Below are 24699 nucleotides of genomic sequence, written 5' to 3' on the forward strand. Positions count from 1 at the left end.
CCTTCGCAGCAGCTTCCATAGCCTGCTAACGGACGGGTGGCCCGCTCGATTGGCGCAGGATCAGTTCGACCGGCCAGACTTCCTGCATGGCTGTCACGGCGGCGCCGTCGAGCTGCAACATCAGCATCTCGGCGATCCTCGTTCCGGCAGCGCGGATCGATGAGCGGGTTGTCGTCATGGATGGCACCATGTTGCTGGCATTGAGATAGGGGAAGACGTCATCATGGGCGATGAGGGAAACCTGCTTTCCGACCTGGTAGCCCTTGGCGCGTATGGCGCGTGAAACGCCCAGCGCAGTCATCATCGATCCTGCGATAATGCCGGTCGGCTGCGGTTCACAGGAGAGGAGGCGCAGCGTTTCGGCGAAGCCGATGTCGTCGGAAAACCTGTCATGAATGATGAGACGTTCATCGATGGGCAGGCCGCGCTCCAGATGAGCCTGCCGGTATCCGAGTTCGCGATGTTCGGAGAAGGTGAAGCCCTTGAGGCCGTCGATCATGGCAATGTGGCGGTGGCCGAGATCGAGCAGATGCGAGGCCGCCTGGTAGAAAGCGCCCTGATTGTCGATGTCGAGCCAGGAATGGGGAACGTCTGCTTCCGTCCTGCCGTGCAGCACGAAGGGAAAGCCGGCCTTGGCCAGCATGGTTATCCGCTCGTCCACGAGTGCGGGGTGCGAAACGATGATGGCATCGACGCGTTTGCTCGAAATCAGGCGCTTATAGACCGAGATCTCGTCATTGTTGATCAGCGGGCTGATCAGGAAATCGATCTCATGGGCGGAGAGGCGTTCGGCCAGGCCGGCCAGGAATTCGGCGGTGTGCGGTCCGAATCTCTGGCTGGAATCGGCCGGAATGATGATGCCGATGGCGCCGACCCGGCCCATCGCCAGCCGGCGCGCATTGGCGTTGGCGGTGTATCCGTGCTGCAGGGCAGCCCTCGTCACGCGCTCGCGCGTCGCCTCGCTGACTTCCGGGTAGCCGTTCAATGCGCGGCTGACGGTGGTCTGGGACAGTCCCAGCCGTTCAGCCAATTCCTTGAGGTTCATATGATCGTTCCGACATTTCCATTGCGAAGACTGGCCCATTACGAAGACTGGCCCGTTGTGATGACTGGCCATTGCGACGACTGGCATACAACGCCAGATTGAATAAAATCCAAAGCGCTATAAAGCAATTATGTTGACAAATTCTCTGTTGCACAAGGTGGTTTTGCGGTATCTTGACATTGTGGACCTAATTTGACACTTATTTTCCAAAGCGCTTTGGGAGGGATCCGGGCGCTACTGGAGGAGGGGCGCCGCTGATGTGGCGCCATTGAACGAGGAGGAGGAATTATGAAGCTTGGATCATTTCTCGCCGGGGCGCTGGTTACGGCTCTTTTGAGTTCGGGCGCCTATGCGGCCAATCTGTCCATCGTGTCCGGCGATACGGGCAATGGGCGCGAGTTCCTGCGCAGCCAGCTCGACCGCTTCGAAAAGGAGACGGGCAACAAGGTCCAGATCGTCGCGATGCCCGCCAATAGTTCCGATCAGTTCGGCCAGTATCGGCTGTGGCTGGCGGCCGGCAATACCGATATCGACGTCTATCGCACCGACGTCATCTGGGCGCCGCAGCTGGCAGAGCAGTTTCTCGACCTGACCGACGCCTTCAAGGACGTGATCGGACAGCACTTCCCATCCGTCATCGAGAGCCAGACCGTCGATGGCAAGCTGGTGGCCATGCCGATGTATACGGATGCGCCGGCGCTCTATTACCGCAAGGACCTCCTCGAAAAGTACAAGAAGCCGGTGCCGAAGACCTGGGACGAGATGGCTGCGACCGCCAAGGAAATACAGGATGGCGAGCGGGCCGCCGGCAACAAGGGAATGTTCGGCTATGTATTCCAGGGCAATGCCTATGAGGGGCTGACCTGCAATGCGCTTGAATGGATCAAGTCTTCGGGTGGCGGTCAGATCATCGAGACCGATGGCACCATCTCGATCAACAATCCGGACGCAGCGGCAGCCGTCGACCGCGCCAAGGGCTGGATCGATACGATCAGTCCGCGTGGCGCGCTCGCCTATACCGAGGAAGAAAGTCGCGGTGTCTGGCAGACCGGCAATTCCGTGTTCATGCGCAACTGGCCCTATGCCTATGCGCTGGGCAATGGCCCGGACAGCGCAATCAAGGGCAAATTCGACGTGGTGCCCCTGCCGGCCGGCAAGGAAGGAGCGTCGTCCGCAGCCGCGCTTGGCGGCTGGAACATAGCCGTTTCCAAGTACAGCAAGTCGCCGGAAGAGGCGATCAAGCTGGTGAAGTTCCTTTCGGCGCCCGAGCAGCAGAAGGAGCGGGCCATAGCCCTCTCAAATCTTCCCACCATCAAGGCGCTCTATGACGACAAGGAAATCATCGCCGCGCAGCCATTGATCAGCAATTGGAAGCCGGTGTTCGAAACGGCCGTGCCGCGTCCGTCGGCTCCGACCAAGGTCAAATATAACGAGGTCTCGTCGATGTTCTGGAGCGCGGTCCACGACACGCTGTCGGGCAATGGCACCGCAGCCGAAAACCTCGAACTGCTCGAGGCAAAACTGGCGGAACTTCAGGGCGGTAGCTGGTAGTCGTTCCAGCAAAGGGCGTGGCGCGAATGATTTCACAACCTCCTGAAAATCATCCGCGCCGACGCCTGACGATATGTCGATCAACCGGGGACTGCGCATATGACTGCACCGACCATGCGCTCTGAATTGGCCATGCGCTCCGAACTATTGCGGCAACGCGCGCGGGCCGCACAATTATTCCTGATACCGATGATCGTCGCGCTGATCGTGGTTGCAGGCTGGCCTCTCATCCGCACCATCTATTTCTCCTTTACCGACGCCTCCCTCACCAATATGGGCGCCGCCAAATGGGTCGGCTTCAAGAACTATTTTTCGTGGATTCAGCTGAAGAGCGGGCGCACCATCTATTCCGGCCTGCTGGTCGATCCGGCCTGGTGGAATGCCGTCTGGAATACGGTGCGCTTCAGCATTCTTTCGGTGGCGCTGGAGGCATTTTTCGGGATGATCATCGCCCTCGTGCTCAACGCCGATTTCAAGGGCAGGGGCCTCGTCCGTGCCGCGATACTGATACCTTGGGCGATACCGACCATCGTTTCCGCCCGCATGTGGGGCTGGATGCTGAACGACCAGTTCGGCATTCTCAACGATCTCTTCATCCGCCTCGGCCTGATCAGCGCGCCGATTGCCTGGACCGCCAGCGCGGACACGGCGATGATCGCGGTGCTGATCGTCGATGTGTGGAAGACCACGCCATTCATGGCGCTGCTGATCCTCGCCGGCCTGCAGATGATCCCGCAGGACATATATGAAGCGGCGCGCATCGATGGCGTTCATCCGGTGAAGCAGTTCTTCCGCATCACCCTGCCGCTGGTCAGGCCGGCGCTGATGGTCGCCATCATCTTCCGCCTGCTCGATGCGATGCGGATATTCGACCTGATCTATGTCCTGACGCCGAACAGTGCGCAGACCAAGACCATGTCGGTACTCGCGCGCGAAAATCTGATCGAGTTCGACAAATTCGCCTATGGCTCGGCCCAATCGACATTGCTGTTCGTCATCATTGCCTTGATGACGATCGCTGCGATCTGGCTCGGCCGTGTGCGCCTCGATGGAGGGGAACGCTGATGCCAGCACTCGTCAAGCAAACGGCATTCTACGCTCTGGTGGCGCTCATCGTGCTGTTTTCGGTGTTCCCGTTCTACTATGCGATCATAACGAGCTTCAAAACCGGGAATTCGCTGTTCACGATCTCCTATCTGCCCACGAGCTTCTCGCTGGCCAATTATGTCTCGGTGATCGAGGCCGGCAGTTTCACCCGCAACCTGTTGAATTCGGTCATCGTTTCGAGCCTCGTCGTGATGCTGTCGCTGCTGATCGCCATAACGGCGTCCTTCGCGCTGGCGAGGGTACGGTTTCGCGGGCGCTCGCTGCTGCTCCTGACCATCCTTTCGGTTTCGATGTTCCCGCAGATCGCCGTTCTCGCCGGCCTGTTCGAAGTCATCCGGCTGCTCGGCCTCTATAATACGCTGTGGGGCCTGATCTTCTCCTATACGATCTTCACGCTGCCCTTTACCGTCTGGGTGCTCACCACCTTCATGAGAGACCTTCCGGTCGAGATCGAAGAAGCGGCGATCGTCGATGGGGCCACGCCCTGGGTGATCATCACGAAAGTGTTCCTGCCGCTGATGTGGCCCGCAATGGTGACCACGGGCCTGCTGGCATTCATTGCCGCCTGGAACGAGTTCCTGTTCGCCCTGACATTCACCTCGTCGACCGAGACGCGGACGGTGCCGGTGATCATAGCGCTTCTGACCGGAAACAGCGCCCATGAAGTGCCCTGGGGTGCGATCATGGCGGCCTCGGTCATCGTGACCGTACCGCTGGTCGTTCTCGTTCTCATTTTTCAACGCAAGATCATTTCCGGTCTTACCGCCGGCGGCGTCAAAGGCTGAGGAGTTTCAAATGACGACAATACGATTGAAAGAGCTTCGCAAGTCCTTTGGCAATTTCGATGTCATCAAGGGTGTCAATCTCGAGATAAACCCTTGCGAATTCATGGTGTTCGTTGGTCCATCCGGGTGCGGCAAGTCCACATTGCTGCGCCTGATTTCCGGGCTGGAGGACATTACCTCCGGCACGCTGTCATTCGACGACAAGGTCGTGAACAGCCTCACGCCGTCCCAGCGCGGCATCGCAATGGTGTTCCAGTCCTACGCGCTCTATCCGCATATGACCGTCTACGACAACATGGCGTTCGGGCTAAAACTCGCCAAGGGCGGCGCGGACGAGATCAGGAAGCGTGTCAACGAAGCGGCCGAAATGCTGCAGATCACCGAATATCTGGACCGCCTGCCCAAGCAGCTTTCCGGCGGCCAGCGCCAGCGCGTCGCAATCGGACGCGCCATCGTCCGCGATCCCAAGGTGTTCCTTTTCGACGAGCCGCTGTCCAATCTCGATGCGGCGCTTCGTGTCGCGACCCGTCTTGAAATCGCCAAGCTCCACGCCAAAATGCACGAGACGACCATGATCTATGTGACGCATGATCAGGTGGAGGCCATGACGTTGGCCGATCGGATCTGTGTGTTGCGGGATGGCAATGTGGAGCAGGTCGGCACGCCGCTGGAGCTGTATGAAAAGCCCCAGTCTACTTTCGTCGCCGGATTCATAGGGTCCCCAAAGATGAACTTTCTGACCGGGAAATTCGCTGAAGCCTACAAGGCCGATACGCTGGGCGTTCGCCCGGAGCACCTGCAGATCGTGGAGAAGACGGGTCGATGGCAGGGCAAGCTGCTGCTTTCGGAGAATCTCGGCTCGGAGAGCTATCTCTACATCGATATCGGAGCACAGGAGCCACTTGTCGTTCGCCAGGACGGCACCGCGCGGCACCAGCCGGGCGAAGCGCTCCATGTTTCGCCGATAAATGACAATGTTCACCGTTTCGACAAGGCGGGAAAACCCGCCTGAGACCGAAGCTAGATTGAAAACAGCCTGAGACAAGGAAACAGCCATGCCTATTCGTACGCTCGTTTGGGGCGAGAACGTTCACGAGCACATCAACAAGACCGTCGCCGACATCTATCCGGAGGGCATGCACAATCAGATCGCCAAGCTGCTGCGTTCCGACACGAACATCGAGGTCCGGACGGCAACGCTTCAGGAGCCGGAGCATGGTTTGACCGAAAAGGCCCTGGAAGAGACCGACGTGCTGGTCTGGTGGGGTCACCGGGCGCATGGCGATGTGGCCGACGAAGTCGTCGAGCGCGTGGCAAAGCGGGTCTGGGAAGGCATGGGGCTCATCGTCCTCCATTCGGGGCATTTCTCCAAGATATTCAAGCGGCTGATGGGATCGCCCTGCGCCTTGAACTGGCGCGAAGCCGGCGAGCGGGAGCGACTTTGGGTGGTCAATCCGGGTCACCCGATCGCGCGCGGCCTGCCGGCATTCTTCGAGCTCGAGAACGAGGAAATGTATGGCGAGCCGTTTTCGGTGCCGGAACCGCTAGAGACCGTATTCGTTTCATGGTTTCAGGGCGGCGAGGTTTTCCGCTCGGGTTTGACCTATCGCAAGGGCGCGGGGAATGTCTTCTACTTCCGTCCCGGCCACGAGACCTACCCGACCTATCACGACGAGACGGTGGGTCTGGTGCTGAGAAATGCGGTGAACTGGGCCTATTCTCCGGCGCGATTCCCGAACATCACCACCGCGCCGAACGTGCCCGTCGAGAAGGCGCTGGAGCCCATAGAGCTACGGGGGGAAAGCTTGCACAAACAGGGCGAGAAGGGCTTCCGCTAAGGAGCACTGAAGAATGCGATATGTTTTCGTGCAGCCGGCCGCTGGCCGCGATATCTTTGAAGGACGACGCGCATGCGCTTATTGATCCTGGGAACCGGTCACATGGCCAATACCCACGCCCGGAATTTCGTTGCGATCGAGGGCGTTACGCTCGCCGGCGCGGTCGATGTCGATCGCGCCCGGGCGGAAGCATTCCGCGACAAATATGGCTTCGAACATGCCTTCACGTCGCTGGAGGATGCGCTGGAGTGGAATGATTTCGATGCGGTCGCCAATGTCACTCCCGACAGTGCGCATCATCCGACCACCATTGCCTGCCTTCGCGCCGGCAAGCACGTGTTCTGCGAAAAGCCGCTTGCGACGAATTTCATGGATGCGATGGAAATGGCCGAGATGGCCGAGCGCAACAACCTCGTCGGCATGGTCAACCTGACCTACAGGAACGTTGCCCAGCTGCAGGCGGCTCGAATGCTGGTGACGAGCGGCCAGATCGGCAATATTCGCCATATCGAGGCGTCCTATCTGCAGAGCTGGCTCGTTTCGAAGGTCTGGGGCGATTGGCGGACGGAGAGCCAATGGCTGTGGCGCCTGTCGAAGCAGCACGGTTCCAATGGGACGCTGGGGGATGTCGGCGTCCATATTCTCGACTTTGTCGTCTATGCGACCGATACGGAGATCGACGAGGTCTTCTGCCGGCTGAAGGCCTTCGACAAGGCGGATGGCAATCGCATCGGTGAATATGTGCTGGATGCCAATGACAGTTTCACCATGTCGGTGAGCTTCACCAATGGCGCCCTCGGCGTCGTTCACTCAAGCCGCTGGGCGACGGGCCATGTCAACGAGCTGCGCCTGCGCGTCTATGGCGACAAGGGCTCGATGGAAATCCAGCATCGCCATGACGGTTCCAAGCTCTTCGTCTGCCTGGGCGAAGACATCGAAACCGCGACCTGGAAGGAAATCGAGGTGGAAGCCGTATCCACCAATTACCAGCGCTTCGTCGAGGCCGTAGGGCAGGGGCGTACGCTGGAACCGTCCTTCAGGCATGCCGCCAAGCTGCAGAAGGCGATCGACCTCGCCACGATCACCGAGATCGACCGCAGGGAGCACAAGCTCGAGGAAAACCTCATTCAACCTCGGAGCGTAGCATCATAACCCGGCATTGATCGCCCGCCTGCAAGGCGGGCGCCGCCGGCGCGCGCACGATAACGCCATTGGCATCGGCGAGGAATTTGAGCATCGACGAATCCTGCACGGCAAAGGGCGTTGCCGTCAGGGTGCCGTGTGGCCCCCGCGCGATCCGCGCGCGAACGTAATCCTGGCGCTGGTCGTTGGCCGGCATGTCGCTCGCCACGATAGCTGGCTGCAATTCGGGCTCGTATGGCAGGGCCAGCATCTTCCGCAGCAGCGGCACGAGAAAAACATGCGCGCAGATGAGGCTCGACACCGGGTTGCCCGGCAGGCCGAGCACATTCATCGGTCCAAGCCGGCCGAACATCAGCGGCTTGCCCGGCCGCAGCGCGATCTTCCAGAAATCGAGTTCCAGCCCCTTGGATGCCAGGGCTGGCTGCACGAGGTCATGATCGCCTACCGAAGCGCCGCCGAGCGTGATCAGGATATCGGCCCGCGCAGCCACGGCGCGATCGATCGCATTGCTGAGCGCATCGAGATTATCCTCGGCAATGCCGAGATCGATGGTGACCGCGCCGGCCAAGCGGGCGATTTCCGCCACGCCGAAGCTGTTCGAGGCAATGATCTGGTCCGCGCGCGGCGCCTGGCCGGGTTCGACCAACTCGTCCCCGGTCGCAAGTATCGCAACAATAGGTCGGCGCCGAACGGCCAGTTGTGCATGGTTCGCCGATGCGGCAAGCGCGAGGGCCGCCGGGTCGAGCAAGCGGCCGGCGGCAAGCAGCAGGTCGCCTTCATTGAAGTCCAGGCCGGCGCGGCGGATGTTCTTTCCGGCGAGGATCGGCTGCAATATCTCGACTTCACCGGCGCGGGCGACGGTATTCTCCTGGATGACGACGCTATCGGCGCCGATGGGTACGGGCGCGCCGGTAAATATCCGGACGGCTTCGCCAGCCGACAATTCGCCCGAAAAGCCATGCCCGGCTGCGGATTGTCCCGCCAGCTTGAGTTTGACCGGCGCATTTTCGACATCGGCGGCGCGCACGGCATAGCCATCCATGGCGGAAGCTGCGAAGGGTGGTTGCTGGCGTTGAGCATAGAGGTTGTCGGCCAGCACCCGACCACCGGCCTCGGCAAGCGCGACCAGTTCAGCCCCGGCCTCGGCGGCCGCTTCCATGATCCGCCGCAGGGCTTCGTCTACGGGAAGGAGCCCGCTCATGGCGTCCCGGAATTGCCGGTTTCGGCGTTCCAGTCGCCCGATTTGCCGCCGCTCTTGTGCAAAAGGCGAACATTCTCGATGACCATGGCCTTATCGACCGCCTTGGCCATGTCGTAGAGGGTGAGGCAGGCGATGGAGACGGCCGTCAGCGCTTCCATCTCGACGCCCGTCTTGCCGTTGAGCTTCACGGTAGCAACGACGCGGAGACCCGGGAGATTTTCATCGGCATCGATCTCGACGGCGATCTTGCTCAACAGCAGCGGATGGCAGAGGGGAATGAGGTCGTGCGTCTTCTTGGCCGCCATGATGCCGGCGATTCGCGCCGTTCCGATCACGTCGCCCTTGGCGGCATTTCCCTTGCGGATGAGATCGAGCGTCTCAGCCCGCATCCGCACGAAACCTTCGGCGATGGCGGTGCGGCTGGTTTCGGATTTGTCACCGACATCCACCATATTGGCGCTGCCCTCAGCGCCGAGATGGGTGAGCCCGGTGCCGGTCATGGCGTTTCGCCAAAAAGCAGCGCCCGGGTGGCGGCGGCGACGTCCTGCTGCCGCATGAGGCTTTCGCCGACGAGGAAGGTGCCGATATTGGATCGGGCGAGGCGCTGGCAGTCGTCATGGGTAAAAATCCCGCTCTCGCCAACGAGAAGCCTGCTTTCCGGCACCATGCGCGAAAGCCGCTCGGAAACGGCAAGATTCACCTCGAAAGTGCGCAAATTGCGGTTGTTTATGCCCAGAAGCGGCGATTCGAGCTTCAGGGCGCGCTCCATTTCCGCTTCGTCGTGAACTTCGACGAGCGCATCCATGCCGAGCGAAAATGCGGTCTGTTCGAGTTCGGCGGCAAGCGCATCATCCACGCAGGCCATGATGATCAGGATGCAATCCGCTCCCCAGGCGCGCGCCTCGTGGACCTGGTAGGGGTCGAACAGGAAATCCTTGCGCAGCGCCGGCAGGTTCGTGGCGGCGCGGGCGTCATGAAGAAATTCGGGAGCTCCCTGAAACGATGGCTGGTCGGTCAGCACCGACAGGCAGGCGGCACCGCCAAGCTCATAGGCCTTCGCCAGGCTCGGCGGATCGAAATCCGGACGGATCAGCCCCTTGGAAGGACTTGCCTTCTTGATTTCGGCGATAAGCGCGAATTGGCCGTTCTCGCGCTTGCGGCGCAAGGCGTCGAGAAAACCGCGCGGGGCGTCATTCTGCGCAATCTGCGCCTGCAGCATCTCCAGGCTTGTCGCGGCCTTCGCGGCGGCGATCTCTTCGCGCTTGTAAGCTTCGATCTTGCGCAGGATATCGGCCATGTCAGATGTCCGTCTCATTGGAAATGTGGACGAGCTTCCGCAATACGCGCCGCGCCGCGCCGCTGTCGATGGAATGGGCCGCCTTCTCGATGCCGGCTTTAAGGTCCGGTGCAGCGCCGGCGATGACAAGGCCGGCGGCGGCGTTGAACAGGGTGATGTCGCGATAGGCGCCGTGGGCGCCATCCAGTACGGAAAGCAGCGACACGGCATTCTCGTCCGCCGAGCCGCCTTTCAGGTCCTGGGGTTCGACGCGTCGAAGCCCGAATGCTTCCGGCTCGATTTCGAAGCTGCGGACTTCGCCGTTTTCGAGTGCGGCAACCTTGGTGACGCCTGCCGTGGTGATCTCGTCGAGACCGTCGCCATGCACCACCCAGACCGATTCCGATCCGAGTTTCTTGAGCACATGGGCAATGGGTTCGACCCATTCCGGCGCAAAAACGCCGACCAATTGCCGCTTTACACCGGCCGGATTGGTCAGAGGGCCGAGCAGATTGAAGATGGTCCGCGTACCAAGCTCGACGCGCGCGGGGCCGACATGCTTCATCGCAGGATGATGGACCGGAGCAAACATGAAGCCGATGCCGGCCTGATCCACGCAACGGGCGATGTGGTCGGGACCGATCTCGATGTTGATCCCGAGAGCCGCGAGCGTGTCCGCGGCGCCGGATCTGGACGAGAGCGCGCGATTGCCATGTTTCGCCACGGGAACTCCGGCGCCCGCGGCCACGAAGGCGGCACAGGTCGACACATTGTAGGAGCCGGACTGGTCGCCGCCCGTGCCGACGATATCGATCGCATCGACGCCGATATTGACCGGCAGCATCTTCGATCGCATGGCCGAAACCGCGCCGGTGATCTCGTCGATGTTCTCGCCCCGCACGCGCAATGCCATCAGCAGGCCGCCGATCTGCGCCGGCGTGGCCTCTCCCGACATCATGATGTCGAAAGCCTGCACGGCTTCATCCTGCGACAATGCTCTGCCGGACGCTGCGATCCCGATGAAACGCTTCAGCTCAGCCATGTCATATCCTAACGGGAAAGCGCCTGGTTGATGACGGTCGGGTTGACTGTCACGGGGTAAACGGTCTGCAACTGGGCGACCAGCTGGTCGAGGAGATCGTCGGCGAGGCGGTTGCCGGAGGAATCGCGTTCAGCCGTCGAAAGTGTCTCCGGACCCGTATTGGCGGGCTCGATCACCTCGGTGACCTTGAATATGAGCTTCGAACCATCCGAGGCGGATTCCGTCAGCCCGACCAGGCCCTGCGGCCCGTCGAATACGGAATCGACGCCGCCAAGGCCGAGATCGGTATCCTGGCTGCCGCGCGTGATACCGCGCTTGGTCTCCTTGGTGAACTTGAACTCGCCGGCAATTGCATCGAGCGTGGTTCCCTCGGCGACGCGCTTGCGCACTTCCTCGGCCTTCTGGTTCAGCTGCTTTTCCTGCTCTGCGATCTTCCAATTGGCGATCACGCGGTCCTTCACTTCTTCCAGCGGCCGCTCGCGGGCAGGGATGACGCTATCGACATCATACCAGAGATAGCTGTTCGAACCGAGGCTGAGCGGTTCATTGTCAAACCCGACATCGGCCTGGAATACCGCCGCCAGCTGGGCTTCGTTGAAGGGGAGATTGGCAACCGGCTTCTCATCGAGGCCCTGGCCGGTGGCATCGACGGCATCGATCGTCACCATCTTGAGGTTTGCCTTGGCCGCAGCTTCGGCCATGCTCAGGCCGTCGGCCCGTGCATTTTCGTAGGCGTCGTGCACATCCGTGATGGAATTTACGGCCTGAGCCTGCGCAAGCGACTCGCGGATGTCCGCTTCCACCTCGGCAAGCGGCTTGGTATGGCCCGGCGTCATTTCCGCAACGCGGATTATGACCGGTCCGAACGTGCCCTTCAGCACGTCGCTGACGCCGTTGGCGGGCAGGGCGAAAATGGCATCGGCGAGGCTCTCGTCAGGAAGGCCGTTCTTCGGAAAGCTGCCAAGCCGCACGTCGTCGGCGGTCTTGTTCTCCTGCTTGACGATATCGTCGAAGCTGGTGCCTGCGGCAATCTTTTCGCGCGCTGCCTTTGCTGCTTCCTCGTTGGCGAAGGTCAGCTGGTCGATCTTGCGCATTTCCGGTGTCGAAAAGCGGCCGATATCGCGATCATATTCAGCCTTGATTTCCTCGGGCGTGATGCTTGCCGGATCGGCAATGTCCTTCGGCTCCAGCTTCACATAGCTGACCTTGCGGTATTGCGGGGCGCCATAGGTTTCCTTGTGCGCTTCGAAATAGGTCTTCAGGTCGGCATCGCTCGGGTCGGCGACATTCGAAATGAAGCTCTTGGGCATCGAGACATATTCGATCGTGCGCGATTCACCCTTGTAGAGAGCCATGGCCTTCAGCAGCGTGTCCGGAGCCTTGATGCCGTCGGCGACGGCCTCGATGATCTGCTGGCGGCGGGCCACCTGTTCGCGATTGTCGAGATAGGCCTGCGGCGTCATGCCGGCATTGCGCAGCACGATATCGAACTGCTGCTGGCTGAACTGGCCATTGGCGCCGCGGAAGGCCGGATCTTCGGCCGCAAGCATGGCGAGCCTGTCCTTGGAAAGGCCAAGCGACATCTGGCGCGCCTGTTCGTCGAGTACGACGCCGGCGACGAGCTGCCCCTGAACCCGCTGGGTCAGGCCGACGGCTTCCGCCTGTTCGCGCGACAGCCGCTGGCCCACCTGTTGCGACAACATTGCGAGTTGCCGGTCATAGGCCAGCCGGTAATCTACCGCCGAGACTGTCGATTGGCCGGCTTGCATGGCCGAACTGCCGCCCATGGTGCCGAGTACCGTGCTGGATACACCCCATCCGGCAAAGCTGACAACGAGAAGGCCCATCATCACTTTTACCACCCAGGTACGGGCAACGTTGCGGAGGGAGTCGAGCATATAAAGTTACCTTATCAGACAGGAGGCGTATTGGATTTCCCTGCGGGAATAGCGCGCCGAATGCTTTGTGTCGATTGCTTTATCAAGCGAATTTGCTAGTCAAGCAATCAAATGATCGAGAAAATCGCCCCAGGCAAGTCCGTAAGGAAGTGAAAATGACCCCTGACATCCGTCCTCTCGTCGCTGGAAACTGGAAAATGAATGGTGTGGCGGATTCGCTCGATGAACTGCGCACCATCGTCAACCGGCCCAACTCGGCTATCGGCCAGAAGATCGACGCGCTGATCTGCGTGCCGTCCACGCTTCTCGCCCGCGCGGTCCAGACGGTGGACGGCGAAGCGCTCGATATTGGCGGCCAGGATTGCCATGCCAAGGATTCCGGTGCGCATACGGGAGATATTTCCGCCGAAATGCTCAAGGATGCCGGCGCTTCGCACGTCATTGTCGGCCATTCCGAGCGCCGCGTCGACCACGCCGAGACCAATGAGATCGTGAACGCCAAGGCAGTAGCGGCCTGGCGGGCCGGTCTGATCGCGATCATCTGCATCGGCGAGACCGAACAGCAGCGCAAGGCGGGCGAGACGCTCGACGTCATCACCGCGCAGCTGGCCGGATCGATTCCGGCGGGGGCGACCTCGGCCAACACGATCATCGCCTACGAACCCGTCTGGGCCATAGGGACCGGGCTGACGCCGACGCCGGGAGACGTCGCAGAGGTGCATGATGCGATTCGCGCCAGGCTCAGGGATGATTTCGGTAGCGAAGGTGCACGGATGCGCATCCTTTATGGCGGGTCTGTAAAACCGTCCAATGCACTCGAACTTCTGGCCATCTCCAATGTCGACGGCGCCCTTGTCGGCGGTGCGAGCTTGAAAGCGGCCGATTTCCTCTCCATCTGTGAGGCCTATCATTCGCTCTAGCCGCAATTCCGGGCCGGGTGGGCTTGGTTTATTGCCGCATACGGTGTAAAGAGCCGCGTCCAATACGAAGAAAGCAGACTATTTCCTATGCAAACCGTCGTTATCGTCATTCATCTGTTGATTGTACTTGCTCTTGTCGGGGTTGTTCTCGTGCAACGTTCCGAGGGCGGCGGTCTCGGCATTGGCGGCGGGTCCGGATTCATGACCGCACGCGGCGCGGCGAATGTGCTGACGCGCGCGACTGCGATCCTCGCAACCGGCTTCTTCATCACATCGCTGGTTCTCGGCCTCATAGCCCGCTACGGTGAAAACCCGACGGATATTCTCAACCGTATTCCGGCAACGACCGGGACGCAGCCCGCTGGCCAGCAGCCTCCGACGAGTGGCGGCATCCTCAACCAGCTGGGCGGACCGTCTTCCAACCAGGCGCCCGCGCAGGACGGCGCACCGGCGCAGCCCGAAACGCCGGCCGCTCTGCCGCAGGCGCCGACCGGATCGGCCGCACCTGGCACCGAGACACCGGCCGCGCCCGGTACCGAGGCACCGGCAGCGCCCGAATCTCCCGCGACCACGCCGGCACAGCCGACGAGCCCGGTACCGAATTAAGCCCTGTATCGGATCATTCCGAGGTGAGCGGAAGCGCAGCAAAGTGTTGCGCTTCCGCAACTTTTTAGACGCATCATAATCGGCATCATCCACTTCACGGCGATTTGCGTTGAGAAGAGAAAATTCTTCCGTTATCGCCATATCAGTTGGCCTGGGGGCCGGGCTGGTGCTGAAGGATCGCGCCAAGCTCATTTGCGGGAAAAGAACTATGCTATCACGTCGGTCGTTACTTATTGGCCTGTCTGCCATTGCCCTTGCCGGGCCGGCATCGGCAGAGCCGCTGCTCCAGAAGATCATGAAGCCGTTCAACGGCGATGAGGCGGTTGCAGCGACTGAGCCGCAGCCAGTCCAGGTTGCCGAGGTTCGCCAGCCGGCAAAGCCGAAGAAATCCAGGTACGGCATCGATCCCAAATATGAGCCGCAGGAAGTGGCGTTCTCGGGCTACAAGCCGGGGACGATCGTCATCGATACGAAAGCCAAGTTCCTTTACTACGTAGAGAGCGCCTACAGTGCGCGTCGGTACGGCATAGCCGTGGGCAAGGAAGGTCTTGAGTTCAAGGGAACGGCCGTCGTCCAGACGAAGCGCGAGTGGCCGCGCTGGATACCGACGAAGGACATGATCAAGCGCGAGCCGGCGCATTATGCCAAGTATGAAAATGGCATGGATGGCGGCCCGGGCAATCCGCTTGGCGCCCGCGCGCTCTACCTGTCGCAGGGCAACAAGGATACCCACATCCGCATCCATGGCACGGTTCAGCCGTGGAGCATCGGCAGCTCGGCCTCCAATGGCTGCTTCCGCATGGTCAATGATCATGTGATCGATCTTTACGATCGCGTGAGTGTCGGCACGGAAGTGGTTGTTCTCTAAGTTCTATTTACCCATTCGCTGAAACGGCCAGACATCGCGTCTGGCCGTTTTGTTTGAGCTTGCAATAATCTTGGCACTGGAAAACGGCGCTTGCGCCGAATTTTTTTGTGGCCAAATCACTCACAAAGGACTAACGAGATAAGCCCATGGCCCGATATGTTTTCATCACTGGCGGCGTGGTTTCTTCCCTCGGAAAAGGCATCGCTGCTGCCGCTTTGGCGGCACTTCTCCAGGCTCGTGGATACCGTGTTCGTATCCGCAAGCTCGATCCTTATCTCAACGTCGATCCCGGTACGATGTCGCCCTATCAGCACGGCGAAGTGTTCGTAACGGATGACGGCGCGGAAACCGACCTCGATCTCGGTCACTACGAAAGATTCACCGGCAGGCCTGCCAACAAGCAGGACAACATCACCACCGGACGGATCTACCGCAATATCATCGAGAAGGAGCGTCGCGGCGACTATCTCGGAGCGACGGTGCAGGTCATTCCGCACGTCACCGACGAAATCAAGAACTTCATCGTCGAAGGCAATGAGGATTATGATTTCGTGCTGTGCGAAATCGGCGGCACGGTGGGCGATATCGAAGCCATGCCGTTCCTCGAAGCAATCCGCCAATTGGGCAATGATCTGCCGCGCGGCAGCTCGGTTTTCATCCATCTGACGCTGATGCCCTATATTCCGGCAGCGGGCGAACTGAAGACCAAGCCGACCCAGCATTCGGTCAAGGAACTTCGTTCCATCGGCATTGCGCCGGACATTCTCTTGATCCGTGCCGATCGGGAAATCCCCGAATCGGAGCGGCGCAAGCTGTCGCTGTTCTGTAACGTCCGTGCATCCGCCGTCATCCAGGCTCTCGACGTCGACACGATCTATGACGTGCCGATGGCCTACCACAAGGAAGGCCTCGATTCGGAAGTTCTCGCTGCATTCGGTATCGATCCGGCGCCGAAGCCGCGCATGGAACGCTGGGACGAGGTCAGCCAGCGGATACACAATCCGGAAGGCGAGGTGACGATCGCCGTCGTCGGTAAATATACCGGCCTCAAGGACGCCTATAAATCGTTGATCGAGGCGCTTCATCATGGCGGCATGGCCAACAAGGTGAAGGTGAACCTCGACTGGATCGAATCGGAGATATTCGAACAGGAAGATCCGGCGCCCTATCTCCAGAAGGTGCATGGCATCCTGGTGCCGGGTGGTTTCGGCGAACGTGGTTCCGAGGGCAAGATACTGGCCGCCAAGTTCGCGCGGGAGCGCAAAGTGCCGTATTTCGGCATCTGCTTCGGCATGCAGATGGCGGTGATCGAAGCTGCGCGTTCGCTCGCAGGTGTCGAGGAAGCCTCGTCCACCGAGTTCGGACCGGCGAGCGAGCCTGTCGTCGGCCTGATGACCGAATGGCTGCGCGGCAATATGCTTGAGAAGCGGGCGCAAAGCGGCGACCTGGGCGGCACGATGCGGCTCGGCGCTTATGAAGCCATGCTGAAGGCCGGCACCCGTATCGCGGATATCTACGGATCGACCGATATTTCCGAGCGGCACCGGCATCGTTATGAGGTGAACATCGAATACAAGGACAGGCTCGAGGAATGCGGCCTGGTATTCTCGGGCATGTCGCCGGATGGCGTATTGCCGGAGACGGTCGAATATCCCGACCATCCATGGTTCATCGGCGTCCAGTATCATCCGGAGCTGAAGTCACGGCCGTTCGAACCGCATCCGCTGTTCGCGTCCTTCATCAGCGCCGCGATGGCCCAGAGCAGGCTGGTTTGACGTTGGAAGCACAGGGGAGCGCCGACCAATGAGTGACATGCTCCCCTGGACGGCGCGACCCGTGGACCATCTGGTTCTGCCGACGGCAAGCCTCGATGTCGCCCGCGAGCGATGGGAGCGTCTGGGCTTTGTCGTCGCTCCGGCGGCCGCACATCCGTTCGGAACCGAGAATGTCTGCATATTTCTCGCGGATGGTTGTTATATCGAGATGCTGGCGATCGGGCAGCGGGAAACCTGCGAGGAACAGGCTCGGGCCGGCAACGTCTTCGTGGCGCGCGACCAGGCTTACCGGTTCCGCAACGGCCAGGAGGGCTTTTCCGCCCTGGTTTTCGCCAGCGACGATGCGCATTCGGACCACAGCAACTTCGTCGAAGCGGGCATCTCTGCCGGAAAGACCCTGGATTTCTCGCGCACGTTTGAAACGCCCAGCGGCGAAAAGGGCGTTGCAAGCTTCCGTCTGGCCTTTGCGGCGGACCTGCGCTCGCCGGATGCTTTCGTTTTTGCGTGCCAGCGTATCGGCGCACCGCCCGTCGACCGTTCGGCCCTGCTCAACCATGCGAATGGCCGTGTTTCCTTGCGTGAAGTGGTCCTGTCCGAGGAAAATCCGACCGATTTTCAGTATTTCCTCCAGCAGACGGCCAATCAGCGCGAAGTGAATGCCCATTCCTTCGGCATGGATATACGCGCCGCCAACTGCAATGTTTCGGTTCTGACGCCCGAGGGTCTGGCGGCATTCTACGGCGTAGCAGCGCCTATTCGCGAACGGGGTTTGCGGCTGCAGGGGTTCGTCCTGGCGGCCAGCGATCTCGCCGGTGTTGAATCGAGGCTGGCCGCGAACAATATTTCCTTTGAACAGCGCGGTCCGCGACTCGTGGTGCCGCCGGCACCCGGGCAGGGCGCCGCCATTGCTTTTGAGGCTTTCTGACATGTCCATCAATTCCACCGTATCCGCAGGCAAGGTCGATTTCTCCAATACCGGCAAGCTTTCGATCATTGCCGGCCCGTGCCAGATGGAGAGCCGCCAGCACGCTTTCGACATGGCGGGGGCGTTGAAGGAAATAACCACGAAGCTCGGCGTCGGCCTCGTCTACAAGTCGAGCTTCGACAAGGCGAACCGCACGTCGCTTGGCGGCAAGCGCGGATTCGGCCTCGAGAACTCGTTGCCGGTGTTCGCGGATATCAAGAAGGAGTTCGGCCTGCCGACCCTGACGGACGTCCATACGGAAGAGCAGTGCGCGGTCCTGGCCGAAGTCGTGGATATCTTGCAGATCCCGGCCTTTCTCTGCCGCCAGACGGACCTTCTGATCGCCGCCGCCAAGACGGGCAGGATCGTCAATATCAAGAAGGGGCAGTTCCTGGCGCCCTGGGACATGAAGAACGTCGTCGCCAAGGTTACCGAGAGCGGCAATCCGAACGTGCTTGTGACCGAGCGCGGTGCCTCCTTCGGCTATAATACGCTGGTTTCGGACATGCGCGCCTTGCCGATCATGGCGTCGCTCGGTGCCCCGGTCATATTCGATGCCACGCATTCGGTGCAGCAGCCGGGCGGGCAGGGTGGTTCGACCGGAGGGCAGCGCGAATTCGTGGAGACTTTGGCAAGGGCCGCCGTTGCAGTCGGCGTCGCCGGCGTTTTCATCGAGACGCATCAGGATCCGGACAATGCGCCGTCCGACGGCCCGAACATGGTGCCGCTGGACCAGATGCCCCGGCTTCTCGAGAAACTCCTCGAATTCGATCGCATCGCCAAAGCCGGCTAATCGGACGGCCTGGGGCTCGGCGCGGGCTTTTTGCGATTTTAGGCCGGTTTCGGCAGAGGCAGGGTTTTCCTTGTCATGTTCATTCGCTATTCAGTGGCCAGCAACATGCTGTACCACCTTCATCAAAGGGAAGTTAAATGACTGCGATTGTCGATATTATTGGCCGTGAAATCCTGGATAGTCGTGGAAACCCGACTGTTGAAGTTGATGTCGTGCTGGAAGACGGTTCCAAGGGACGTGCGGCTGTTCCCTCCGGTGCCTCCACGGGCGCCCATGAGGCGGTCGAACTGCGCGATGGCGGTTCCCGCTATCTCGGCAAGGGCGTGCAGAAGGCCGTGGATGCGGTCAATGGCGAGCTTTTCGATGCAGTCGGCGGTCTCGACGCGGAGAACCAGATCCATATCGACCAGACGATGATCGATCTTGACGGCACGCCGAACAAGGGCCGTCTCGGTGCGAATGCGATCCTCGGCGTATCGCTGGCCGTTGCCAAGGCGGCCGCCGAATCCTCCGGCCTGCCGCTCTACCGCTATCTCGGCGGGCCGAATGCGCACGTCCTGCCGGTGCCGATGATGAACATCATCAATGGCGGCGCCCATGCCGACAATCCGATAGATTTCCAGGAATTCATGATCCTGCCCGTCGGCGCATCCTCGCTGGCCGAAGCCGTGCGCTATGGTTCGGAAGTGTTCCACACGCTCAAGAAGCGCCTGAAGGAAGCCGGCCACAACACCAATGTCGGCGATGAAGGCGGTTTCGCACCCAATCTCAGCTCGGCGCAGGATGCGCTGGACTTCATCATGCAGTCGATCGAGAAGGCCGGCTTCAAGCCGGGCGAGGAGATCGCGATCGGTCTCGATTGCGCGGCAACCGAATTCTTCAAGGATGGCAATTACGTCTATGAGGGCGAGGGCCAGACGAGGAACCCCAATGCGCAGGCCGAATATCTGGCGCAGCTGATCGGCAATTATCCGATCATCACGGTCGAGGACGGCATGGCCGAAGACGATTGGGACGGCTGGAAATATCTGACCGAACTCGTCGGCAAGAAGTGCCAGCTCGTCGGCGACGATCTCTTCGTCACCAACTCCGCCCGCCTGCGCGATGGCATCAAGATGGGCGTCGGTAACTCGATCCTCGTCAAGGTCAACCAGATCGGAACGCTGTCGGAGACTTTCGATGCCGTCGATACGGCGCATCGCGCCGGCTACACCGCCGTGATGTCGCACCGTTCCGGCGAGACCGAGGATGCAACGATTGCCGATCTCGCCGTTGCCACCAATTGCGGTCAGATCAAGACCGGCTCGCTTGCCCGTTCCGATCGGGTCGCAAAATACAATCAGCTGATCCGGATCGAAGAAGAGCTCGGTCCGCAGGCACGCTATGCAGGCCGCGGGATTTTCCGCAGCATCTGATCCCCGGTAACTGACATGCTTTGTGCGATGGCGGGCTATGCCCGCCATCTTGCTTTTGGGCCGTATGGTAATCGGCTGTTAAGCAAAACAATGTTCTATGGTTGACGTGAATCGGGCCATTCTGGCTCGACTGTCGAGCCTGTTCGGATCAAAACGCATGTGGACAAAACAGAGACGCAAAACCAGGCGGGGCCGCCTGATCGTTCCGCTTCTTGCCGTGCTCTTCTTTGCCTATTTCGGGTTCCACGCCTATCACGGCGAATATGGCCTCTACTCGACCATCAAGCTGCAGGAGCGCACGCATCTCCTCGAAGCTCAACTGGCCGCGGTTCGCCAGACCCGCGCCGAGCTTGAACAGCAGGTGAAACTTATGCATGATGGTACAATCGAGAAGGACATGCTCGACGAGCAGGCCCGCAGAGCACTGAATCTGTCTAGGTCGGACGAAGTCACGATTATGCGCGGCTCCGGCGATTTAGCAATTAACTAGGTTGCGGTTAATCGCCATTTTAGTGTGTGTTTTGAACGTCTTATTTGCATAGCACTTATTCGATTCTGCGTATTGTAACTTCGTGCCGGGCTGTTTATTCTCGCTCAACCAATTCACAGGGAGTGAGATATGGCCACGAGGGCGAAAAAAAGCCCTGCGCGCTCCGCGCAGACCTCTGCTGTCAAAGCACCGAAACCCGCAGAATTCACCAAAGACCAGGAGCTTGAAGCCTATCGGCATATGCTGTTGATCCGCCGATTTGAAGAAAAGGCCGGCCAGCTCTATGGCATGGGCTTCATCGGTGGCTTCTGCCATCTCTATATCGGCCAGGAGGCCGTCGTCACCGGCATGCAGATGTCGCTGAAGGATGGCGACCAGGTCATCACCGGTTACCGCGATCATGGGCACATGCTCGCCTGTGGAATGAGCGCCCGGGGCGTCATGGCCGAATTGACCGGCCGCCGTGGAGGCCTTTCCAAGGGCAAGGGCGGCTCCATGCACATGTTCTCCAAGGAAAAGCACTTCTATGGCGGCCATGGTATCGTCGGGGCGCAGGTTTCCCTCGGCACCGGCCTGGCTTTTGCCAATCGCTATCGCGGCAACGACAATGTTTCGCTCGCCTATTTCGGCGACGGCGCTGCCAATCAGGGCCAGGTCTATGAGAGCTTCAACATGGCGGCTCTGTGGAAGTTGCCGGTGATCTACATCATCGAGAACAATCGCTATGCGATGGGCACTTCCGTATCTCGCGCATCCGCCGAAACCGATTTCTCGCGCCGGGGCATCTCGTTCAATATCCCCGGTTTCCAGGTGGATGGCATGGATGTGCGCGCGGTCAATGCGGCTGGCGACGAGGCCGTCGCCTGGGCCCGCGCCGGCAAGGGGCCGATCATCCTCGAAATGCAGACCTACCGCTATCGCGGCCATTCCATGTCCGATCCGGCGAAGTACCGGACAAAGGACGAGGTTCAGAAGATGCGTTCGGACCATGATCCGATCGAGCAGGTGAAGAACCGCCTGGTGGAAAAGGGCTGGTCCAGCGAGGACGACCTCAAGAAGATCGACAAGGAAGTGCGTGATGTCGTTGCCGATGCGGCCGATTTCGCCCAGTCCGATCCGGAGCCGGATGCATCCGAGCTCTACACCGACATTCTTCTTTGAGGAGGCGCGACCATGCCTATTGATATTCTTATGCCTGCGCTCTCCCCGACGATGGAAGAGGGCAAACTGTCGAAATGGCTGAAAAAGGAAGGCGATACCGTCACTTCCGGTGATGTCCTGGCCGAAATCGAGACCGACAAGGCGACGATGGAAGTCGAAGCCGTGGACGAGGGCACGATCGGCAAGATCGTCGTTCCCGAAGGCACGGAAGGCGTCAAGGTGAACAGCGTTATCGCTGTCCTGCTGGGCGAGGGCGAGAGCTCCGATGCGGCTGCCGCTGCGCCTGCCAAGGCCGAGGAACCGGCCAAGGCCGAAGAACCCGCAAAGGCGGAGGATGCCAGGTCCGAGCAGGAGCAACCGGCTGCAAAGCAGACCGTTCCAGCAGCGCCGAAGGCTGAAATCGCAGCCGATCCCGATATTCCGGCTGGCACCGAGATGGTGACCATGACCGTGCGCGAGGCCTTGCGCGATGCGATGGCCGAAGAAATGCGCCGCAGCCCGGACGTCTTCGTCATGGGTGAGGAAGTCGCCGAATATCAGGGCGCCTACAAGGTGACGCAGGGCCTGCTCGAGGAATTCGGGCCGCGGCGGGTCGTGGATACGCCGATTACCGAACATGGTTTTGCCGGCGTCGGTGTCGGTGCGGCGATGACTGGCCTGCGTCCGATCGTCGAGTTCATGACGTTCAACTTCGCCATGCAGGCAATCGACCAGATACTCAATTCGGCGGCCAAGACGCTCTATATGTCCGGCGGCCAGATGGGCGCTCCCATGGTGTTCCGCGGGCCGAGCGGGGCTGCGTCCCGCGTGGCCGCACAGCACTCCCAGTGCTATGCCGCATGGTACAGCCATATTCCCGGCCTGAAGGTGGTGATGCCCTATACGGCTGCCGATGCCAAGGGCCTCTTGAAGGCCGCGATCCGCGACCCGAATCCGGTGATCTTCCTTGAGAACGAAATCCTCTATGGTCATACGTTCGAGGTTCCGAAGCTTGAGGACTTCGTGCTGCCAATCGGCAAGGCGCGGGTCCACAAGAAGGGCAAGGACGTCACGCTCGTGTCTTTCGGCATTGGTATGAACTACACGGTGAAAGCCGAGGCGGAACTGGCCAAGCTGGGAATCGACGCGGAAATCATCGATCTGCGGACAATCCGGCCCATGGACATCCCGACGGTCGTCGAATCGGTGAAGAAGACCGGCCGTTGCGTGACCATCGAGGAAGGCTATCCGCAATCCTCCGTCGGAACGGAGATCGCGACGCGTGTGATGCAGGAAGCATTCGATTACCTCGATGCACCCATACTCACCATTGCTGGCAAGGATGTGCCGATGCCATATGCGGCCAATCTCGAAAAGCTGGCCCTGCCGAGCGTTCAGGAGATCGTTGATGCCGTCAAGGCCGTGACCTACACGGCATAAGGGAGGATATCGAGATGCCGATAAATATCACCATGCCGGCGCTTTCTCCCACGATGGAGGAAGGCAATCTGGCTAAATGGCTCGTCAAGGAAGGCGACAAGGTCGGCCCCGGCGATGTGATTGCCGAGATCGAAACCGACAAGGCGACGATGGAAGTCGAAGCTGTCGATGAAGGCACGGTCGCCCGGATCGTCGTCCCGGCCGGCACCGAGGGCGTGAAGGTAAACGCCCTTATCGCCGTGCTCGCCGAAGAAGGCGAGGACGTTTCTGCCGCCGCCGGTGCGGGTGATGCGCCGGCAAAGGCCGAGGCGCCAGAAGCCGAGAAGAAGGAAGCTGCGGCTCCCGAGGCCGCCAAGCCCGAGGCACCGAAGCCCGAGGCAGCGAAGCCAGAAGTCGCCAAGCCGAGCCCGGCTCCAGTCGCTTCCGTTGCCGAAGCTGCTTCTTCGTCTGTTTCCGAACGGCCGTTCTCTTCGCCTCTGGCGCGGCGGATCGCCAAGGAAGCGGGCATCGAGCTCAGCGCCGTCAAGGGCACCGGGCCGCATGGCCGCGTGGTGAAGAAGGACGTAGAGGCCGCCATCTCGAGCGGTGGCAAGACCGCTGCCGCGGAAAAGGCAGCGCCTTCCGCCGCCACGCCGGCGCCGAAGCTCGTTTCGGACGATGCCGTGCTGAAATTGTTCGAGGAAGGTTCCTACGAACTCGTGCCGCATGACGGCATGCGCAAGACCATCGCCAAGCGCCTGCTGGAAGCCAAATCCACGGTTCCGCACTTCTACCTCACGGTCGATTGCGAGCTCGACGCGCTGCTGGCGCTGCGCGCGCAGATCAACAGTGCTTCGCCGATGCGGAAAACGGAAAAGGGCGACGTCCCGGCCTACAAGCTTTCCGTCAATGACATGATCATAAAGGCCATGGCCCTGGCGCTGCGCGATGTTCCGGAAGCGAATGTTTCCTGGACCGAGGCCAATATGGTCAAGCACAAGCATTCGGATGTCGGCGTGGCGGTTTCCATACCGGGCGGGCTGATCACTCCGATCATCCGCAAGGCGGAACAGAAGACGCTGTCGACCATCTCCAACGAGATGAAGGATCTGGCGAGACGCGCTCGCGACCGCAAGCTCAAGCCCGAGGAATATCAGGGCGGCACGACTGCGGTGTCGAATCTCGGCATGTTCGGCGTCAAGGACTTTGCCGCCATCATCAATCCTCCGCATGCGACGATCCTTGCGATCGGTGCCGGCGAGCAGCGTGCGGTGGTGAAGAACGGCGAGATCAAGATTGCCACCGTCATGTCCGTGACCTTGTCCACCGACCACCGCGCCGTCGATGGCGCACTTGGGGCGGAACTCGCCCAGGCGTTCAAACGGCACATCGAAAATCCGATGGGCATGCTGGTCTGAGGCTG

23 protein-coding genes are annotated in these 24699 nt (G+C 60.5%); 17 read left to right on the top strand and 6 right to left on the bottom strand.

Going from position 1 to position 24699, the window contains the following annotated elements:
- Positions 1-25: 25 nt before the first annotated feature.
- A complete protein-coding gene (locus tag OSJ75_RS03820; RefSeq protein WP_250014250.1) occupies positions 26-1045 on the bottom strand; it encodes a substrate-binding domain-containing protein in 1020 nt (339 codons plus the stop codon).
- Positions 1046-1333: 288 nt separating this feature from the next.
- Here OSJ75_RS03820 and OSJ75_RS03825 point away from each other — a divergent pair, with 288 nt between their 5' ends.
- The 6 genes from OSJ75_RS03825 (at position 1334) to OSJ75_RS03850 (ending at position 7478) form a co-directional block, all read left to right on the top strand.
- Complete coding sequence (locus tag OSJ75_RS03825; RefSeq protein WP_267226973.1) at positions 1334-2596, top strand: ABC transporter substrate-binding protein; 1263 nt, start codon at positions 1334-1336, stop codon at positions 2594-2596.
- 99 nt (positions 2597-2695) lie between these two features.
- Positions 2696-3661, top strand: coding sequence for a carbohydrate ABC transporter permease (locus OSJ75_RS03830; protein ID WP_267226974.1), 966 nt, complete (start codon positions 2696-2698; stop codon positions 3659-3661).
- Positions 3661-4488, top strand: a complete 828-nt coding sequence (locus OSJ75_RS03835; protein WP_267226975.1) for a carbohydrate ABC transporter permease — start codon at positions 3661-3663, stop codon at positions 4486-4488. The genes OSJ75_RS03830 and OSJ75_RS03835 overlap by 1 nt, the downstream gene beginning before the upstream one ends.
- A gap of 10 nt (positions 4489-4498) precedes the next feature.
- A complete protein-coding gene (locus OSJ75_RS03840) occupies positions 4499-5500 on the top strand; it encodes an ABC transporter ATP-binding protein (protein ID WP_267226976.1) in 1002 nt (333 codons plus the stop codon).
- Between the two features lie 43 nt (positions 5501-5543).
- Complete coding sequence (locus OSJ75_RS03845; RefSeq protein ID WP_267226977.1) at positions 5544-6326, top strand: ThuA domain-containing protein; 783 nt, start codon at positions 5544-5546, stop codon at positions 6324-6326.
- Positions 6327-6398: 72 nt separating this feature from the next.
- On the top strand, positions 6399-7478 hold the full coding sequence (locus OSJ75_RS03850; RefSeq protein WP_250014262.1) for a Gfo/Idh/MocA family protein: 1080 nt from the start codon (positions 6399-6401) through the stop codon (positions 7476-7478).
- Here the strand turns inward: OSJ75_RS03850 and glp are convergent.
- Genes glp through OSJ75_RS03875 form a run of 5 tightly spaced genes read right to left on the bottom strand, consistent with a single transcriptional unit; the run spans position 7450 to position 12886 of the window.
- Positions 7450-8670, bottom strand: coding sequence for a gephyrin-like molybdotransferase Glp (gene glp, locus OSJ75_RS03855; RefSeq protein ID WP_267226978.1), 1221 nt, complete (start codon positions 8668-8670; stop codon positions 7450-7452). The genes OSJ75_RS03850 and glp overlap by 29 nt on opposite strands.
- Positions 8667-9170: a cyclic pyranopterin monophosphate synthase MoaC gene (gene moaC / locus OSJ75_RS03860; RefSeq protein ID WP_267226979.1), complete on the bottom strand. Its 504-nt coding sequence runs from the start codon at positions 9168-9170 to the stop codon at positions 8667-8669. Before moaC ends, glp begins: the two co-directional genes overlap by 4 nt.
- Positions 9167-9967 carry an indole-3-glycerol phosphate synthase TrpC gene (gene trpC / locus OSJ75_RS03865; protein ID WP_267226980.1) on the bottom strand — a complete coding sequence of 267 codons (801 nt, stop codon included), beginning with the start codon at positions 9965-9967 and terminating at the stop codon, positions 9167-9169. Before trpC ends, moaC begins: the two co-directional genes overlap by 4 nt.
- 1 nt (position 9968) lies before the next feature.
- The gene (gene trpD, locus OSJ75_RS03870; RefSeq protein ID WP_267226981.1) at positions 9969-10988 is read right to left on the bottom strand and encodes an anthranilate phosphoribosyltransferase; all 1020 of its coding nucleotides are present in this window, start codon (positions 10986-10988) and stop codon (positions 9969-9971) included.
- A gap of 8 nt (positions 10989-10996) precedes the next feature.
- Positions 10997-12886 (bottom strand): peptidyl-prolyl cis-trans isomerase, encoded by a 1890-nt coding sequence (locus tag OSJ75_RS03875; protein WP_267226982.1) that lies wholly within the window; start codon positions 12884-12886, stop codon positions 10997-10999.
- A 155-nt stretch (positions 12887-13041) separates the two neighbouring features.
- Between OSJ75_RS03875 and tpiA the strand changes: the two genes are divergently transcribed.
- The 11 genes from tpiA to OSJ75_RS03930 all read left to right on the top strand — a co-directional run bounded on the left by tpiA (position 13042) and on the right by OSJ75_RS03930 (position 24694).
- Positions 13042-13806: a triose-phosphate isomerase gene (gene tpiA, locus OSJ75_RS03880; protein WP_250014269.1), complete on the top strand. Its 765-nt coding sequence runs from the start codon at positions 13042-13044 to the stop codon at positions 13804-13806.
- Positions 13807-13893: 87 nt separating this feature from the next.
- Positions 13894-14412, top strand: coding sequence for a preprotein translocase subunit SecG (gene secG / locus OSJ75_RS03885; RefSeq protein WP_267226983.1), 519 nt, complete (start codon positions 13894-13896; stop codon positions 14410-14412).
- A 208-nt stretch (positions 14413-14620) separates the two neighbouring features.
- A complete protein-coding gene (locus tag OSJ75_RS03890; RefSeq protein ID WP_250014271.1) occupies positions 14621-15280 on the top strand; it encodes a L,D-transpeptidase in 660 nt (219 codons plus the stop codon).
- Between the two features lie 146 nt (positions 15281-15426).
- A complete protein-coding gene (locus tag OSJ75_RS03895) occupies positions 15427-17055 on the top strand; it encodes a CTP synthase (protein ID WP_250014272.1) in 1629 nt (542 codons plus the stop codon).
- 28 nt (positions 17056-17083) lie between these two features.
- On the top strand, positions 17084-17980 hold the full coding sequence (locus OSJ75_RS03900) for a VOC family protein (protein ID WP_267226984.1): 897 nt from the start codon (positions 17084-17086) through the stop codon (positions 17978-17980).
- 1 nt (position 17981) lies between these two features.
- Positions 17982-18812 (top strand): 3-deoxy-8-phosphooctulonate synthase, encoded by an 831-nt coding sequence (gene kdsA / locus OSJ75_RS03905; protein WP_267226985.1) that lies wholly within the window; start codon positions 17982-17984, stop codon positions 18810-18812.
- Between the two features lie 137 nt (positions 18813-18949).
- Positions 18950-20227 (top strand): phosphopyruvate hydratase, encoded by a 1278-nt coding sequence (gene eno / locus OSJ75_RS03910; RefSeq protein ID WP_250014277.1) that lies wholly within the window; start codon positions 18950-18952, stop codon positions 20225-20227.
- Positions 20228-20384: 157 nt separating this feature from the next.
- Positions 20385-20717 (top strand): FtsB family cell division protein, encoded by a 333-nt coding sequence (locus OSJ75_RS03915; protein ID WP_250014412.1) that lies wholly within the window; start codon positions 20385-20387, stop codon positions 20715-20717.
- A 129-nt stretch (positions 20718-20846) separates the two neighbouring features.
- The gene (pdhA, locus tag OSJ75_RS03920) at positions 20847-21878 is read left to right on the top strand and encodes a pyruvate dehydrogenase (acetyl-transferring) E1 component subunit alpha (protein ID WP_267226986.1); all 1032 of its coding nucleotides are present in this window, start codon (positions 20847-20849) and stop codon (positions 21876-21878) included.
- A gap of 12 nt (positions 21879-21890) precedes the next feature.
- Positions 21891-23297, top strand: a complete 1407-nt coding sequence (locus OSJ75_RS03925; protein WP_267226987.1) for a pyruvate dehydrogenase complex E1 component subunit beta — start codon at positions 21891-21893, stop codon at positions 23295-23297.
- Positions 23298-23311: 14 nt separating this feature from the next.
- Positions 23312-24694 carry a pyruvate dehydrogenase complex dihydrolipoamide acetyltransferase gene (locus tag OSJ75_RS03930; protein ID WP_267226988.1) on the top strand — a complete coding sequence of 461 codons (1383 nt, stop codon included), beginning with the start codon at positions 23312-23314 and terminating at the stop codon, positions 24692-24694.
- The last annotated feature ends 5 nt before the right edge of the window (positions 24695-24699 follow it).

The organism is Phyllobacterium sp. 0TCS1.6A (genome assembly GCF_026420825.1).
Taxonomy (GTDB): Bacteria; Pseudomonadota; Alphaproteobacteria; order Rhizobiales; family Rhizobiaceae; genus Phyllobacterium.

Coding starts and splice junctions, on each gene's coding strand:
- OSJ75_RS03900 (WP_267226984.1), top strand. CDS start 17,084: ATGAGTGACATGCTCCCCTGGACGGCGCGACCCGTGGACCATCTGGTT.
- OSJ75_RS03915 (WP_250014412.1), top strand. CDS start 20,385: ATGTGGACAAAACAGAGACGCAAAACCAGGCGGGGCCGCCTGATCGTT.
- trpC (WP_267226980.1), bottom strand. CDS start 9,967: ATGGCCGATATCCTGCGCAAGATCGAAGCTTACAAGCGCGAAGAGATC.
- OSJ75_RS03840 (WP_267226976.1), top strand. CDS start 4,499: ATGACGACAATACGATTGAAAGAGCTTCGCAAGTCCTTTGGCAATTTC.
- pdhA (WP_267226986.1), top strand. CDS start 20,847: ATGGCCACGAGGGCGAAAAAAAGCCCTGCGCGCTCCGCGCAGACCTCT.
- OSJ75_RS03830 (WP_267226974.1), top strand. CDS start 2,696: ATGACTGCACCGACCATGCGCTCTGAATTGGCCATGCGCTCCGAACTA.
- secG (WP_267226983.1), top strand. CDS start 13,894: ATGCAAACCGTCGTTATCGTCATTCATCTGTTGATTGTACTTGCTCTT.
- OSJ75_RS03850 (WP_250014262.1), top strand. CDS start 6,399: ATGCGCTTATTGATCCTGGGAACCGGTCACATGGCCAATACCCACGCC.
- OSJ75_RS03835 (WP_267226975.1), top strand. CDS start 3,661: ATGCCAGCACTCGTCAAGCAAACGGCATTCTACGCTCTGGTGGCGCTC.
- OSJ75_RS03875 (WP_267226982.1), bottom strand. CDS start 12,886: ATGCTCGACTCCCTCCGCAACGTTGCCCGTACCTGGGTGGTAAAAGTG.
- OSJ75_RS03825 (WP_267226973.1), top strand. CDS start 1,334: ATGAAGCTTGGATCATTTCTCGCCGGGGCGCTGGTTACGGCTCTTTTG.
- OSJ75_RS03895 (WP_250014272.1), top strand. CDS start 15,427: ATGGCCCGATATGTTTTCATCACTGGCGGCGTGGTTTCTTCCCTCGGA.
- moaC (WP_267226979.1), bottom strand. CDS start 9,170: ATGACCGGCACCGGGCTCACCCATCTCGGCGCTGAGGGCAGCGCCAAT.
- tpiA (WP_250014269.1), top strand. CDS start 13,042: ATGACCCCTGACATCCGTCCTCTCGTCGCTGGAAACTGGAAAATGAAT.
- trpD (WP_267226981.1), bottom strand. CDS start 10,988: ATGGCTGAGCTGAAGCGTTTCATCGGGATCGCAGCGTCCGGCAGAGCA.
- glp (WP_267226978.1), bottom strand. CDS start 8,670: ATGAGCGGGCTCCTTCCCGTAGACGAAGCCCTGCGGCGGATCATGGAA.
- eno (WP_250014277.1), top strand. CDS start 18,950: ATGACTGCGATTGTCGATATTATTGGCCGTGAAATCCTGGATAGTCGT.
- OSJ75_RS03890 (WP_250014271.1), top strand. CDS start 14,621: ATGCTATCACGTCGGTCGTTACTTATTGGCCTGTCTGCCATTGCCCTT.
- kdsA (WP_267226985.1), top strand. CDS start 17,982: ATGTCCATCAATTCCACCGTATCCGCAGGCAAGGTCGATTTCTCCAAT.
- OSJ75_RS03930 (WP_267226988.1), top strand. CDS start 23,312: ATGCCGATAAATATCACCATGCCGGCGCTTTCTCCCACGATGGAGGAA.
- OSJ75_RS03845 (WP_267226977.1), top strand. CDS start 5,544: ATGCCTATTCGTACGCTCGTTTGGGGCGAGAACGTTCACGAGCACATC.
- OSJ75_RS03925 (WP_267226987.1), top strand. CDS start 21,891: ATGCCTATTGATATTCTTATGCCTGCGCTCTCCCCGACGATGGAAGAG.
- OSJ75_RS03820 (WP_250014250.1), bottom strand. CDS start 1,045: ATGAACCTCAAGGAATTGGCTGAACGGCTGGGACTGTCCCAGACCACC.